Raw genomic sequence first — 14680 nt, forward strand, 5'->3', positions numbered from 1 at the left:
CTCAGCCTATTCGAGGGCGCACACCCCGCGCACTGCCGTCTCAATCACACGGGTCAGGACGCTTTCTCGTCACCCAGCCGCAGATGGTCGTCGATCGACTCGCCGGCCTTGAGCAGCTCCTTGGCTTTGTCGGCGTACATGTCGACGTACTCCTGGCCGGACAGCTCCATCATCGCGTACATGATCTCGTCGGTGACCGAGCGGAGCACGAAGCGGTCCCGCTCCATGCCCTCGTAGCGGGAGAAGTCCAGCGGGGCGCCGATGGCGACGCCGGGGCGGTTCATCCGCGGGAACAGCTTGCCCGGCTCGCGGCGCCAGATCTTCGGCAGCACCGAGCCCGGGGGCTGCAGCTTGTGGGTGTCGATCATCGCGACCGGGATCACCGGGACGCCGGCCACGATCGCCATCCGGGCGACGCCGGTCTTGCCCTTGTAGAGCCGGCCGTCGGGTGAGCGGGTGCCCTCGGGGTAGATCCCGAACAGCTCGCCCTTCTTCAGGATGTCGAGCCCGGTGTTCAGCGCGGCCAGCGAGGCGCGGCCGCCGGAGCGGTCGATCGGGATCTGGCCGATCGAGCGGAAGAACGTCGCGACGACCTTGCCCTTGAGGCCGGGGCCGGTGAAGTACTCCGACTTGGCCGGGAAGACGATCTGCCGCGGGACGGCGACCGGCAGGAAGATCGAGTCCGAGAACGCGAGGTGGTTGCTGACCAGCAGCGCCGGGCCGCTGGTCGGGATGTGGTGCAGCCCGGTCACCTTCGGCCGGAAGAACAGCTTCACGATTGGCGCCACGATGAACTGTCTGATGAGCAGGTACAGCATCCGCCTCGACCTCCGTCACTCGCCCGACACGTACAACCGCCGACACCATCGTCGGCCCGTCCTTCGTCCGGCACCAGTGCTGGCCCGTCGCTGCAGGACACTACGTTCCAGCTTCCCCCTCAGGCAATGTCACCGCCAGGAATGTCCGCGTCGCACACCGTGTTGTCATCTGGATGCAGACTGGACGTGGTCCAGATGCGACCATTGAGCGGCGGCCTGGCCGCCTTGTGAGGATCCCACGACCGGGCGAGGAGTCGACCGTGCCAGTGCAAGCCCACGCGGAGGAGTACCGCAGCCCCGGGAGCGGGGAGAACGCCGCCGTCGGAGTCCTGCTGAGCCACGGGTTCACCGGTACGCCGTACTCGATGCGCCCCTGGGGCGAGCACCTGGCCGCCCTCGGGTACGGCGTCGCCGTCCCCCGCCTGCCCGGCCACGGGACCAGCTGGCAGGAGGCCAACCGGACCACCTGGCAGGACTGGTACGCCGTCCTGGACAACGAGCTGGCCCGGCTCCGCGCCGAACACGACCAGGTCGTCGTCGCCGGCCTGTCGATGGGCGGCTGCCTGGCGCTGCGGCTGGCCGAGGAGCACGGCGACGACATCGCCGGCGTCGTCCTGGTCAACCCGTCGGTGAGCACCGAGGACAAGCGGATCGGCCTGCTGCCGCTGCTGGCCAAGGTGGTCCCGTCGTTCCCGCCGATCGCGAACGACATCAAGAAGCCCGGCGTCGACGAGCACGGCTACGACCGGATGCCGCTGCGGGCGATGCTGTCGCTGTCGCAGCTGTGGAAGGTCACCCGGGCCGACCTGGCCAAGGTCACGCAGCCGGTGTTGCTGTTCCGCAGTACCGTCGACCACGTGGTGGAGGCGAGCTCGGCGCGCAACGTACTGGCCGCGATCTCGTCGCGTGACGTGACCGAGACCCTGCTCGAGGACAGCTACCACGTCGCCACCCTGGACAACGACGCGCCGCGGATCTTCGCCGGCTCGGCAACCTTCATCGAGCGGGTGACCAGCCGTGCCACTGCGTCATAACGGGCTGACCGCCGAGGCGTTCGCCTCGGTCGGCGCGATCACCCCGGCGCTGGTGGAGCCGTTGCTGCTCCAGCTCGGCGAGGCCGGGATCGCGGCGTACGTGAAGGCGCCGGGCGAGGAGCCGCGGACGCCGGAGGAGTCGGCGAGCGCCCCGGTCCCGGACGGCTCGGAGGAGCTGTTCGTGGACGCCGAGGCGGTCGACGACGCCCGTCCGGTGATCTCACGGACGACCGAGGACGTCGAATGGAAGCTGCTCGTCGAGCAGTTCAACCAGCCGTCCGCCCCCGGGCACGACGGCGGCGAGAGCCCGGTGCCGCGCTGGCCGGTCAGCGAGGACGTCGACGAGAAGTACGAGCCGCTGATCGACGTACCGGCCGGGCTCGCCGTCCGCGACGAGCCCGTCGAGGAGGAGCCGGAGCGCCCGGCCCGGCCCGTCGACGACCCCCGCGACCACTACATCCCGCCGGAGCCGCCGCGCGGCCCCCGGCTGGACTGGATCAGCCGGGCCGCCTGGCTCGGCCTGCTCGGCGGCCCGCTGCTGCTGATCCTGGCCGCCGTCCTGGACTTCGGCACCGGCTGGATCACCACCCTCGGCGTGGTCGGGTTCGTCGGCGGCTTCCTCACGCTGGTGATCCGGATGGGCGACCGGCTCCCCCAGGACGACACTCCGGACGACGGAGCCGTGGTGTGAGCTAGCATCAGCAGATCGTCGGACAATCTGACGTTCTTGACTGAGGGAGGTACCCCCGTGCAGGTCAGTGAGACGGTTGAGATCACCGGACACCTGATGGACTCGGGGTTGCTGTCCCGGGTGCTCGACGACATCCGCGGGTACGGCGGTGAGTACACGCTGGACAAGTTCGACCTCGGCTACGACAAGGACGACCCGTCGACGGTCCGGATGACGGTCGGCGCCGACGACGAGGAGACGCTGCAGCGGCTGCTGATGCGGATCCAGACCAAGGGCGCGAACCTGGTCGACCCCGGCACGCCCGAGATCACCGAGGTGGAGCGCGACGGCGTCTTCCCCGACGGGTTCTACTCGACCACGAACCTGCCGACCAGCGTCCGGCTGGACGGCCACTGGGTCGCCGTCCGGAACCCGGAGATGGACTGCGGGCTGCTCGTCGAGGACGCCGGCGTCCGGACGATCCCGATGTCGGAGGTGAAGGCCGGGATGCGGGTCATCACCAGCGCGCAGGGGGTCAGGGTGACCCCGCCGATCGTGGCGAACTCCGAGGAGGCCTTCGGCTTCATGGAGTCCGAGGTGTCCAGCGAGAAGCCGCAGCGGGTGCTGGTCAAGCAGGTCGCCGACGGGATGCGCGAGGCGAAGGCGAACGGCCAGAAGGTGCTCTGGGTCGGCGGCCCGGGGATCGTGCACACCGGCGCCGCGCCGGCCATGGTCGCGATCGTCGAGGCCGGTTTCGTCGACGTCCTGTTCGCCGGGAACGCGCTGGCCACCCACGACATCGAGTCCTCGCTGTACGGGACGTCGCTCGGCGTCGACCTGGCCCGCGGCCGCGGCGTCGAGCACGGTCACGAGCACCACATCCGGGCGATCAACACGATCCGCAAGTCCGGGTCGATCGCGGCCGCGGTCGAGCAGGGCGTGCTCACCTCCGGCGTCATGCACGCGCTGGTGAAACAGGGCAACACGTTCGTACTGGTCGGCTCGGTCCGCGACGACGGCCCGCTGCCCGACGTGTACACCGACGTCCTGGCCGGGCAGCGCGCGATGCGCGCCGAACTCGAGGGCGTCGGCTACTGCCTGATGGCCGCCACCATGCTGCACTCCGTTGCCACCGGCAACATCCTCCCGGCCGCCGTCCCGCTCACCTGCGTCGACATCAACCCGGCGACCGTCACCAAACTCGCCGACCGCGGCTCCACCCAGGCCCGCGGGATCGTCACCGACGTAGGCCTCTTCGTCGAGCACCTCGCCCGCGAGCTCTCACCGACCTACGCAGAGACGAAGTAGGAACCGCCAGCCCATCACAATCGCTCCGCGCGCCCCGCGCCGAGCGTGGCGGCGGCCGCCGGCGGTGATTGTGATGGCGTGGCGATCCGCGCCACAGCGCGCGGCCGGGGAAGGTGCTTTCATGGGCGCATGACCGAGCTCGTGCACCTGACCGTGGCCGATGGCGTGGCGACCCTGACGCTGGATTCGCCGCACAACAAGAACGCGCTGTCGCAGCAGCTGACCGGCGAGCTTTTGGCGCATCTGGAGACGGCCGGGGCGGACGACGCCGTCCGGGTGATCGTGATCCGGTCGGCGCTCGACGTGTTCTGCTCCGGCGCGGATCTGTCCGAGGCGACCAGCGTCGGGATGGGCGTGGGCGCGCAGCGGATGGTCGACGTCCAGCGGGCCATCGTGGCCAACCCGAAGCCGGTCGTGACGCGGGTCGCCGGGCCGGTCCGGGCGGGCGGGATCGGCATCGTGGCGGCGTCCGACATCAGCGTCGCCGGCGCGACGACGACGTTCGCGCTGACCGAGGTGCGGCTCGGGCTGGCGGCGGCCACGATCTCGCTGACCGTGCTCCCCCGGCTCAGCTCGCGGGCCGCGGGCTACACGTTCCTGACCGGCAACACCTTCGACGGTCTCGAGGCCGCCAACCTCGGCCTGGTCACGCTGACCGTCCAGGACGACGAGCTGGACACTGCCGTCACGTCGATGGTCGAGTCGCTGCTCAAGGGCGCACCGCAGGGCCTGCGCGAGAGCAAGCAGCTCCTCAACCGCGAGCTGCTCGCCGACATCGACGCCCGCGGCAAGGACCTGGCGGAGCTGTCGGCGAGCCTCTTCGGCTCCCCCGCGGCCCAGGAAGCCATGCTGGCCTTCCTGAACCGCAAGAAGCGTTAGAGCTGCACAGTCTGCGGCGTCCCCGCGGCGAGCGTGACGGTGTTGCGGGTGTCGCCGTGGCGCACTGTGCGGGTTTGGTCGGTGTCGGCGGTGAGAGTTGCGGTGGCGGCGGTCGGAGACCAGCTGAGGTCCACGGTGACGCCGCCGCGGGCCCGGAGGCCGGTGATGCTGCCGGTGGGCCAGGCGGCCGGTAGGGCCGGAAACAGGTGTACGTCGTCGGTGTGGCTTTGGAGGAGCAGTTCGGCGATGCCAGCGGTGGCTCCGAAGTTGCCGTCGATCTGGAACGGCGGGTGCGCGCAGAGCAGGTTCGCGTAGACGCCGGCGCCGCTACCGACGTAGTCCGTCTCGGTGTCGTCAGCCAGGGTCAGGAAGGCGCGGACGAGCCGGTGCGCGGCCGCACTGTCGCGGAGACGCGCGCGGAGGTTGATCTTCCAGGCCAGAGACCAGCCGGTGGCCGCATCACCGCGGAGGTCCATCGTCCGGGCAGCCGCGGCAGCCAGCTCAGGTGTGGTGTCTGGCGTGATGAGGTCGCCGGGGTGGACGCCGATGAGATGCGACATGTGCCGGTGGTGCGGGTCCTGCTCCGGCAGGTCGGCGGCCCACTCCTGGAGCTGGCCCTGGCTGCCGACGGACGGCTCCGGGATGCGCTTGCGGGCTGCGGCGAAGCGGTCGACCAGCTCATCCGACAGGCCGAGGACGGCCGCTGTCTGGACGCAGCGGTCGAAGAGGTCCGCGATGAGAGCCAGGTCCATGGTGGACGACGTGGTGACGGACGCCGGCTGACCGTCGGCGGCGACGTAGTCGTTCTCGGGTGAGGTGGACGGCGACGTCCCGAGGGTGCCGTCCGGCAGTTCGGTCAGCCAGTCGAGGCAGAACTCGGCCTGACCACGCAGCACGGGCCAGGCCTCGGCGAGGAAGTCACGGTCGCCGGTGAAGGCGTAGTGGTCCCAGAGGTGGCGGACCAGCCAGGCGCCGGCCATCGGCCAGTTGGCCCACTTCGGGTTGCCGTCGACCGGGACGGTCCAGCACCAGGCGTCGGCGTTGTGGTGGGCGACCCACCCGTTGACGCCGTACCGCTCCTGCGCCGTCCGGCGTCCGGCTGCTGCGAGGTGACCGAGGTAGCTGAGCAGCGGCTCGTGGCACTCGGACAGGTTGGTGGTCTCGGCGGGCCAGTAGTTCATCTCGGTGTTGATGTTGACCGTGTAGTTGGAGCTCCACGGCGGCTGGAGGATGTCGTTCCAGATGCCCTGCAGGTTGGTCGGCAGACCGCCTGGGCGGGAGCTGGCGATCATCAGGTAGCGGCCGTAGTTGTAGATCAGCGCGGCCAGGGCCGGGTCGTCGTTGCGGGCCAGCCGCTGGTCGGTGGGGAGCGCGGCGGTGTCGGCCGGGGGCAGGTCGAGGACCGAGCGGCGGTAGAGGGACTGGTGGTCGGCGACGTGTTCGGCGTACAGGGCCTCCCAGCCACGGGCGAGCGCGGTCCGCGCCCGGTGGTCGGCCTCGGCGAAGCACTCCGCGGCGGGCTTGGTCGGCGCGGTGTGCGGATCGACGTACCCGGTCGCGGTGGCGAGGACGAGCGTGATCTCGGTCGCGTCCGCGATGGTGAGCCCATCGGTGTCGTCGACCTCGGCACCGTTCGAGGCGGCGCGGAGCGCGATCGCCGCGGCCATACCGCGATCGTCGCCGTCGGAGTAGCGGACCGGCTCGGGGACGTCGCGGTGCGGCGGCGCCACATCCGCGGGGGCCTGGATGAGCAGGCCGGCGCTGTCGGACGACACGTGCGCGCGGGACTGCAGCTGCGACGTCAGTCTGGCCTGGACGCCGATCGGGCGCGCGGCCGTCAGGCGGACCACTGCGACCCCGGCCGGGTGGCTCCCGAAGACCTCCTGCGTGACCGCGAGACCTCCGATCTCGTACGCCGTCGTCGCGGTCGCGGTGTCGAGGTCGAGGCGGCGCTCGTAGCGAGTCGGCTCGCCGTCGACGGCGTAGTCGAGGAGGAGGTCGCCGAGCGGCAGGTAGGCCTGGGAGTGCCCGGCGTGGAACCCCGCCGCGAGCTCCTCGGCGCGGCGGACGTCGCCGTCCGCGATCGCGGCCCGGATCGCTTGCAGTGCTTGCGGTCCGACCGCGCCTCGCGGCTGCTCGAGCGCGCGTTGCGTCGCCGGGCTGCCGGACCAGAGGGTCTCGTCGTTCAGCGCGAGCCGCTCCCGGCCGGCGCCGCCGAAGCACATCACCCCGATCCGCCCGTTGCCGAGCGGCAACGCCTCGACCCACTCGGACGCCGGACGGTCGTAGCGCAGGCTGTTCACCGGATCTCCCATGGGAGAGATCCTATGTCTCAACCCGTCAGTTCGATCAAGAGGGGAAGATGGTCGGATGCCTTCGGCAGGTCTTCACGCACCTCGGCCGGGACCGGCACGATCCGCCCGGTCAGCTCCGGGGACAGGTGGGCGCCGTCGATCCGCTTGTGCGGATCGGTCGAGCTGAATGTCGGACCGGCGTCCGCCCCGAGGTCGGTGAGCCCTTCGTCCGCGAGCCGCTGCCAGACCGGGCCGTCGGGCGTCTCGTTGAGGTCGCCGACCAGGAGGAACGGCGTCCCGAACGAGCGGCAGCCGCGCAGCACCTGCTCCAGCTCGCGCTGCCGGCCCAGGATGTGCAGCCCCAGATGGCAGACGACGAGCGCCGCCGCCGTCGTCCCGATCAGCACTCGCCCGCCCACCGCACCGCCCGGCAGCTGCGTAGCGACCAGCCGCAACCGCCGCCGGACGAACGGCCGCCAGATCCGCCAGTGCAGCGACTGCGCCAACTCGATGCGCTCAGCAACCAAAATCGCGTTCCGCGCCCCGCCCGCCACATAAGTCAGCCCAAAACTCGCAGCCATCGCCCGCCGCTTCCGCCTGGTCCCCCACCAAGTCGGCGCCTCCTGCACCAACATCACATCCGGCGCACACGCCTTCACCACCCGCGCCAACGCCTCCCGGTCATCCCCCCACCGATGCACGTTGTACGACAACACCCGCATCACCGCCGCCCCGACCGCATCCCGGGCGTCGCCGCCCGGCCCGAACGGCGTACTCATGCCTCCGTGTCGTTCAGTTCGGGTTCGGGGGTGGCGGGCTGGCGGAGGGGGCTGCGGCGGGCGGCGGATTTGCGGGCCGCGCGTTCGAGGCGGGTGGAGCGGTTGCGGGCGGCGGCGGTCTTGGCGGTGACCGCGGTGGTCTTGACGCGGACGCGGCGCAGCCAGGTGGCTTCCTCGCGGGCCAGGTCGGCGGCGCCGACCATGCCGGCTTCGGGGCCGAGGACGGCGCGGACGATCCGCGCCTCGGGGCGGAATCCGCGGCCGGTGAGGGTGCGTTTGAAGGCTTCGCGGGCGGGGGCGAGGAGCAGCTCCCCGGCGTCCGAGACGCCGCCGCCGATGACGAACGTGCCGGGGTCGAGCGCGGCGGCCAGGTTGGCCAGGCCGATGCCGAGCCAGCGGCCGACCTCTTCGAGCAGCTCGACGGCGACCGGGTCGCCGTCCTTGGCCAGCTCGGTCACCATCGGGCCGTTGATCTTGCGCGGGTCGCCGCCGGCGGCCCGGAGCAGGTTGTGCGCGACCGGCGAGCCGGACAGCGCGAGCTCGCGGGCCTCGCGGGTGAGCGCATTGCCGGAGGCGTACTGCTCCCAGCAGCCGCGGTTACCGCACTCACAGCGGTGACCGCCCGGCACGACCTGCATGTGCCCGAACTCGCCGGCGATACCGAACTTGCCGCGCTGGAGCGCGCCGTCGTTCAGGATCGCCCCGCCGATCCCCGTGCCGAGGGTGACGCAGACCAGGTGGCTCTCGCCCTGCCCGCCGCCGAACCGCCACTCCGACCAGGCCGCGGCGTTCGCGTCGTTCTCCACGACGACCGGGATGCCGAGCCGGCGCTCGACCGCATCCCGCAGCGGCTCGTGCCGCCAGGCCAGGTGCGGCGCGAACAGCACCGATGACCGCGTCCCGTCGACGAACCCGGCCGCGCCGATCCCGACCGCGATCACATCGTGCCGCGAATCCAGGTCGTGCACGATCTCCGCGATCGCGTCCTCGGTCTCCCGCGGATCCTTCGTCGGCGTCTCCCGGCGCAGCCGATCCAGAATATTTCCCTCCGGATCCACCACCCCCGCCGCCACCTTCGTGCCGCCGATGTCGATCCCGATCGTCAAAGCCTGCGTCAGCGCCACCCGAGCCTCCTAGTAGTCCCCCCAGTATCCCCCGCCCCCGGACGCCGCCCGTGGTCCCGTTCCCCATCCCGGCCGGACACCTCCGCCTGGCGCGAGTCGCCGGCGGCCGCAGGAGGAAGGCTGTCGGAGCCTTCGACCTGTGGCTGGGGGTGGGCTGGGCGCCGGCGGGGCGCTCGGCGCTTCGTCCGCCCCGGACGCCGCCCGTGGGCCCGTTCGCCATCGCGGCCGGACACGTTCGTCTGGCGCGAGTCGCCGGCGGCCGCAGGAGGGAGGCTGTCGGAGCCTTCGACCTGTGGCTTGGGGTGGGCTGGGCGCCGGTGGGGCGCTCGGCGCTTCGTCCGGGCCGGACGTAGTCCGCCGGAAGTCATTTGGTGGGGGCGGGGTGGCGGGCTAGGTCGGCGGCGCCGATTAGGCCGGCGTCGTTGCCTAGGAGGGCTATGCCGAAGGTGGGGTGGGGGCGGTTGGAGCGGGCGGGGAGGTTTTTTTCGAAGGCGATCTGGGCGGAGGTGAGGATGAGGTCTTTGGCGGCGCTGACACCGCCGCCGATGACTACGACGGAGGGGTCCCAGAGGGTGACGATGGAGGCGAGGCCTTCGCCTAGCCAGCGGCCCAGGTCTTCGAGGAGTTCTACGGCCAGGGGGTCGCCGTTGGTGGCGGCGTCGGTGATCATGGGGCCGGTCAGGTCGGCGGGGTCGGTGATGCCGCAGACGCTGAGGAGCTGGGCGGCGGCGGGTGAGCCGGACTCGGCTTGGGCGCGGCCTTCGCGGACCAGGGCGCGGCCGGAGGCGTACTGCTCCCAGCAGCCGCGGGCGCCGCAGCCGCAGCGGTGACCGCCGGGGACGACGCGCATGTGGCCGAGCTCGGCGGCCACGCCGTGGGCGCCGCGCAGGAGCTGGCTCTCGCTCACGACACCGCCGCCGATCCCGGTGCCGACGGTGACGCAGACCATGTGCTCGACGTGTTTCGCGGCGCCGAAGGCGAACTCGCCCCAGGCGGCCGCGTTCGCGTCGTTCTCGACGACGACCGGGATCTTCAGCTCCGCGGCGACCCGGGCGCCGAGCGGCTCGTCGCGCCAGGCCAGGTTCGGCGCGAACAGCACGGTCGACCGGTCGGAGGAGACGAAACCGGCGGCGCCGATCCCGACCGCCTCGATCTCGTGCTCACCGATCAGCTCGGCGGCCGCGGCGCAGATCGCGGCGGCGGTCGCGTCGACCGAGTCGGCCGGGGTGTCGCGATGCGCCCGCGCGATGATCGTGCCCTCGGCGTCCACCACCCCGGCGGCGATCTTCGTGCCGCCGACGTCGATTCCGATGCTCAGTCCCATGGTTCGGGGTCCTCACTCACGTCGATCCGGTCCACCTTCGGCGGAGCCGGCTCCTCCTCCTGCCGAGGAGAGCGCGACGCTGCGTCCTCCCGTGCCTGCCGGGCGGCCTCCGCGGCCGCCTCCAGCAGCGATCGCACCGACCCGAGCACATGCGCGGCAGCGGTCGACAGCTGCTCGATCGTCTCCGGGCTGGTGTTCCGCACCTTGTTGACCACCTGGCAGACCGGACACCACACGCAGTCCGGCCCCAGCTTGTGCTCGTGCTCCTCAACCGGCTCAGCATCCGCATCCGGCGCCGCACCAGCGGTCTGCAGGACGGCGAACAGCTTCGCGGCCTCCTCAGCGAGCGAACCGACAGGTTCCTTGCTCACCGGCTCTCACCGATCGCTGCTTCGCGGCTCTCCTGCTGAGCCAGGTACTCCGCCGTCAGCCCTTGCGCCAACTCCTGCGCGGACTCCAGCGCCGGCGCCGGCCGCGCGACCTCTCGCGGAGCGAACCGGACCTGCAGCCGCCCGTCGTCCAGCCGCGCGCCTGCGACCACGCCACGCGCCAGCGCGGCCGGCAGCGGCAGCACGCGGCGGTACGACCCGACCGTGATGATCAGCTCGTCGCCGTGCCGCGCCAGCTCCAGCTCACTCGCGGAGGCCAGCGGCAACGGCATCGTCAGCGTGTACGTCCGCCCGTCGGTGTCGATGTGCCGATCGACCCACAGCGAGGTCTCGTCGGTCGCGCGGGCGAACGGGTCGTCACCGCCGTACATCTCCACGGCGAACGCGGCCAGCTCCTCCACCCCGACCGGCTCGCACACCCGGTACGGCGACTCCCAGATCGGCAGCGGCCGGAACGAGTCGGCCACCTCCTCCAGGATGCCGCGCTGCGCGGCGACCCACTGCCGCCGCCAGGTGTCCGCGCCGGCGGCCGGGAAGACCCGGTTCGCGACGACGCCGTCCACGCGGTAGCCGTACAGCGACAGCCGCGTCAGCGAACGCCGAGCCTCCGCGACGACGACCGCCTCCGGCGTCAGCACGAGCCGCACCGACGCATCCGGACCGGCCAGCAGCGTACGGATGTCAGCCAGATCACTCTGCAGCCGCCGCAACGCGTCGAACACGTTGTCGTCCGGAACGGGCAGGTTCGACCCGCCGCTCAGGAACGGCCGGAACGTCCGCATCACCTTGCGCTCGGCGTTGAAGATCCGATCCATGTACCAGCTCAGCGCCTCCGGCAGCGCCAGCAGCCGCAGCGTCTCCGCGGTCGGTGCGCAGTCCAGGACGACGACGTCCCACCGGCCGGACCGGACGTGGTCGCGGACGGCGAGCAGCGCGAGCACCTCCGCCGCACCCGGCAGCACCGTCAGCTCCTCGGCCTCGATCGGGTCGACGCCGACCATCTGCAGCAGCGAGCGCAGGTACGACTGGATGTCGCCCCAGGACCGCTCGAACCGCCGCTGCGCGTCGATCTGCTGCACGAACAGCAGATCGTCCACCTCGGTCGGCTCCTGGCCGACCTCGCAGTCGAACGCGTCGGACAGCGAGTGCGCCGCGTCCGTGGACAGCACCAGCGTGCGCAGCCCGCGCAGCGCCGCGAGAGTCGCCGTCCCCGCGGCCGACGTCGTCTTGCCGACGCCGCCCTTACCTGTGTACAGCAGTACCCGAGTCACCGCGGATCAGGACTCGACGCGCTTCTTGAGCCCCTTGAGGGCGGTGTCGATGATGACCTTCTCGGCCTTGCGCTTGAGCATCCCGATCATCGGGATCGCCACGTCCACCGCGAGCCGGTACGTCACCTCGGTCCCTTCCGCGCCCTGGTCGGTCAGGACGTACGCGCCGTCCATCCCCTTCACCATCTTCGCCTCGACCAGCGTCCAGGTCACCTCGTTGCGCGACCAGACGTAGGCCAGCGTGTACTCGTCGGAGATCGCGCCCGCGTCGACCTTGAAGCGCACCTTGTTCGGCCGGCCGGCCTCGTCGGTGGACAGCACCTCGGTCTCGCGCATCGAGTCCGCCCATTCGGGGTACGCCGCGAAGTCCGCGATCACCGCCATGATCTCTTTGGGGGTCGCGTTGACCACGATGGTCGAGGTGGTCTGTTCCGCCATCGATTCACCTCTTAGCTGCCGGGACTTGCCATACGAAGACTGCACCGTCGGGAAGAGCTCAGAGCGAGAGACTATCGCGGGTTGGTCCCCGGTACGTCGCTCGCCCGCGGCGCGGCCCGCTTCGGCTTCGTCCTTGAACGCCCAGAGCCGCTCCCGGTACTGCCGGACATAGCGTTCCCGCACCCGCGTCAGGGCCCGCCCGCGCAGCGGCCGGGCCGGATCGGCGCGCAGGTACCAGTGGACGACGACGCCGTCGCGGACCTGCTCCAGCCACCACTCCGCCGTCCCCAGCGCGGCGCCGGTGACGATCCACCGGACGCCCTCCGCGCCGCGGCGTTCGGACGGCGTCAGCGTCAGCTCCGGCCACCACTCGCGCCACACCGTGTCCGAGCCGAGCCGCTCGGCGACGTAGGCTGGATCAGCAACGACCAAGTCGTCGCAACTGATGTCGAGCGCGGGCATGGCTATTCCTTGGGTCACATAAACCTGGCTACCTGTGGGTAAGTGACTGTAGCGTGCGCCGGAAGCCCGGCAATTCGTGACGGACTGATGGGGAGACGCGGATGCGTGAGTACACCGTTCCTGCTGTGACCGAGCCGCCGACCGGCAGCCTGAGCGACGCGGTCTGGGCGAACGCGTCCGCCTACCCGGCGACCGCGGTGTTCAGCCGCCGCTCCGGCGCCGGCTGGGTCGACGTCAGCGCCGCCGAGTTCGCCCAGCAGGTGACCGGCGTCGCCAAGGGTCTGATCGCGGCCGGCGTCAAGCACGGCGAGCGGGTCGCTCTGCTCAGCCCGACCCGTTACGAGTGGACTCTGGTCGACTACGCGATCTGGAGTATCGGCGCGGCCACCGTGCCGATCTACGAGACCTCCTCCCCCTCGCAGGTGCAGTGGATCCTGAGCGACTCCGAGGCCGTCGTCGCCGTCGTCGAGAACGCCACCCACGGCGCAGTGGTCGAGTCGGCCCGCGCCGAGGCGCCCGCGCTGCAGGAGGTCTGGCAGATCGAGGCCGGCGCTGTCGACCAGCTGATCGAGCTGGGCCGCGATGTCAGCGACGCCGACTTCGACAAGCGCCGCTCGGCGGTCGCGCCCGGCGATCTGGCCACGCTGATCTACACCTCCGGGACGACCGGCCGGCCGAAGGGCTGCCGGCTCACCCACGGCAACTTCGCCGCCGAGCTCGAGCCGGCGGTGAAGATCCTCGACGAGCTGTTCGACACCAACGGCGCGAGCACGCTGCTGTTCCTGCCGCTGGCGCACGTGTTCGCCCGGATCATCCAGGTCGGCTGCGTGCTGAAGCGGGTCAAGGTCGCGCACAGCCCGGACGTGAAGAACCTGGTCGCCGATCTCGGCGAGGTCCGGCCGACCTTCATCCTGAGCGTGCCGCGGGTCTTCGAGAAGGTCTACAACTCCGCCCACCAGAAGGCGCACGCCGGCGGTAAGGGCAAGATCTTCGACGCCGCCGCGGACACCGCGATCGCCTACTCCCAGGCCCAGGACAAGGGCGGCGCGTCGTTCGGCCTGAAGGCCAAGCACGCGCTGTTCGACCGGCTCGTGTTCAGCAAGCTGCGGGCGGTCCTCGGCGGCCAGGTGCAGTACGCCGTCTCCGGCGGCGCGCCGCTCGGCGACAAGCTGGGCCACTTCTTCCGCGGGATCGGCGTCCCGGTCCTGGAGGGTTACGGCCTGACCGAGACCACCGCGGCCGTCTCGGTGAACCTGCCCGACGACATCCGGATCGGCACCGTCGGCCGGCCGCTTCCTGGGGTGACGGTCGCCGTCGCCGACGACGGCGAGCTGCTCTTCAAGGGCGGCCAGGTGATGCAGGGCTACTGGAAGAACGACGAGGCGACGGCCGGCGCGATCGACGCCGACGGCTGGTTCCACACCGGCGACCTGGGCGAGTTCGACGTCGACGGGTTCATCAAGATCACCGGCCGCAAGAAGGAGATCCTGGTCACCGCCGGCGGCAAGAACGTCGCGCCGACCGTCCTGGAGGACCAGATCCGCCTGCACCCGCTGGTCAGCCAGTGCATGGTCGTCGGCGACGGCAAGCCGTTCATCGCCGCGCTGATCACGATCGACCCGGAGAACATCGTGCCGTGGGCCAAGGAGCACAACAAGCCGAGCGACCCGGCCGCGCTGACCGAGGACGCCGACCTGATCGCCGAGATCCAGAAGGCGGTCGACGAGGCCAACGACTCGGTCTCCAAGGCCGAGGCGATCCGCAAGTTCCAGATCCTCCCGATCGACTGGACGCAGGAGTCCGGCGAGCTCTCGCTCAAGCTCTCGCTGCGCCGCCACATCGTGATGGCGAACCACGAGGCGGACGTCGAGGCCCTCTACACGAAGTAGT

The 14680-nt window shown here is 71.1% G+C and carries 13 protein-coding genes; 5 read left to right on the forward strand and 8 right to left on the reverse strand.

Features of this window, described 5'->3' with window-relative positions; translation table 11 throughout:
• Nucleotides 1-53: 53 nt before the first annotated feature.
• Entirely contained in the window at nt 54-818 is a 765-nt protein-coding gene (locus tag ACZ6ZD_RS17490) for a lysophospholipid acyltransferase family protein (RefSeq protein ID WP_465673214.1), read from the reverse strand.
• A gap of 260 nt (nt 819-1078) precedes the next feature.
• Between ACZ6ZD_RS17490 and ACZ6ZD_RS17495 the strand changes: the two genes are divergently transcribed.
• The 4 genes from ACZ6ZD_RS17495 to ACZ6ZD_RS17510 all read left to right on the forward strand — a co-directional run bounded on the left by ACZ6ZD_RS17495 (nt 1079) and on the right by ACZ6ZD_RS17510 (nt 4709).
• The gene (locus tag ACZ6ZD_RS17495) at nt 1079-1852 is read left to right on the forward strand and encodes an alpha/beta hydrolase (protein ID WP_465673216.1); all 774 of its coding nucleotides are present in this window, start codon (nt 1079-1081) and stop codon (nt 1850-1852) included.
• The gene (locus tag ACZ6ZD_RS17500; protein WP_465673218.1) at nt 1836-2543 is read left to right on the forward strand and encodes a hypothetical protein; all 708 of its coding nucleotides are present in this window, start codon (nt 1836-1838) and stop codon (nt 2541-2543) included. Before ACZ6ZD_RS17495 ends, ACZ6ZD_RS17500 begins: the two co-directional genes overlap by 17 nt.
• Nucleotides 2544-2600: 57 nt before the next feature.
• Nucleotides 2601-3830, forward strand: coding sequence for an ornithine cyclodeaminase, nickel-pincer nucleotide-dependent (locus tag ACZ6ZD_RS17505; RefSeq protein ID WP_465673219.1), 1230 nt, complete (start codon nt 2601-2603; stop codon nt 3828-3830).
• 129 nt (nt 3831-3959) lie between these two features.
• Nucleotides 3960-4709, forward strand: coding sequence for an enoyl-CoA hydratase family protein (locus tag ACZ6ZD_RS17510; protein ID WP_465673220.1), 750 nt, complete (start codon nt 3960-3962; stop codon nt 4707-4709).
• Here ACZ6ZD_RS17510 and ACZ6ZD_RS17515 read toward each other — a convergent pair.
• The 7 genes from ACZ6ZD_RS17515 to ACZ6ZD_RS17545 all read right to left on the reverse strand — a co-directional run bounded on the left by ACZ6ZD_RS17515 (nt 4706) and on the right by ACZ6ZD_RS17545 (nt 12790).
• Nucleotides 4706-7024, reverse strand: a complete 2319-nt coding sequence (locus ACZ6ZD_RS17515; RefSeq protein ID WP_465673222.1) for a glycoside hydrolase family 95 protein — start codon at nt 7022-7024, stop codon at nt 4706-4708. The genes ACZ6ZD_RS17510 and ACZ6ZD_RS17515 overlap by 4 nt on opposite strands.
• Nucleotides 7025-7041: 17 nt before the next feature.
• Entirely contained in the window at nt 7042-7782 is a 741-nt protein-coding gene (locus ACZ6ZD_RS17520; RefSeq protein WP_465673224.1) for an endonuclease/exonuclease/phosphatase family protein, read from the reverse strand.
• Nucleotides 7779-8906, reverse strand: coding sequence for an ROK family glucokinase (locus ACZ6ZD_RS17525; protein ID WP_465673226.1), 1128 nt, complete (start codon nt 8904-8906; stop codon nt 7779-7781). Before ACZ6ZD_RS17525 ends, ACZ6ZD_RS17520 begins: the two co-directional genes overlap by 4 nt.
• A 364-nt stretch (nt 8907-9270) precedes the next feature.
• Nucleotides 9271-10230, reverse strand: a complete 960-nt coding sequence (locus ACZ6ZD_RS17530) for an ROK family glucokinase (protein WP_465673228.1) — start codon at nt 10228-10230, stop codon at nt 9271-9273.
• The gene (locus ACZ6ZD_RS17535) at nt 10221-10601 is read right to left on the reverse strand and encodes a hypothetical protein (RefSeq protein WP_465673230.1); all 381 of its coding nucleotides are present in this window, start codon (nt 10599-10601) and stop codon (nt 10221-10223) included. Before ACZ6ZD_RS17535 ends, ACZ6ZD_RS17530 begins: the two co-directional genes overlap by 10 nt.
• Complete coding sequence (locus ACZ6ZD_RS17540; protein WP_465673232.1) at nt 10598-11890, reverse strand: ArsA family ATPase; 1293 nt, start codon at nt 11888-11890, stop codon at nt 10598-10600. Before ACZ6ZD_RS17540 ends, ACZ6ZD_RS17535 begins: the two co-directional genes overlap by 4 nt.
• Nucleotides 11891-11896: 6 nt before the next feature.
• Nucleotides 11897-12790: an SRPBCC family protein gene (locus tag ACZ6ZD_RS17545; RefSeq protein ID WP_465673234.1), complete on the reverse strand. Its 894-nt coding sequence runs from the start codon at nt 12788-12790 to the stop codon at nt 11897-11899.
• A 101-nt stretch (nt 12791-12891) separates the two neighbouring features.
• Between ACZ6ZD_RS17545 and ACZ6ZD_RS17550 the strand changes: the two genes are divergently transcribed.
• The gene (locus tag ACZ6ZD_RS17550) at nt 12892-14679 is read left to right on the forward strand and encodes an AMP-dependent synthetase/ligase (protein WP_465673236.1); all 1788 of its coding nucleotides are present in this window, start codon (nt 12892-12894) and stop codon (nt 14677-14679) included.
• Nucleotide 14680: the final 1 nt, after the last annotated feature.

This window comes from Kribbella sp. NPDC104218, assembly GCF_055584105.1.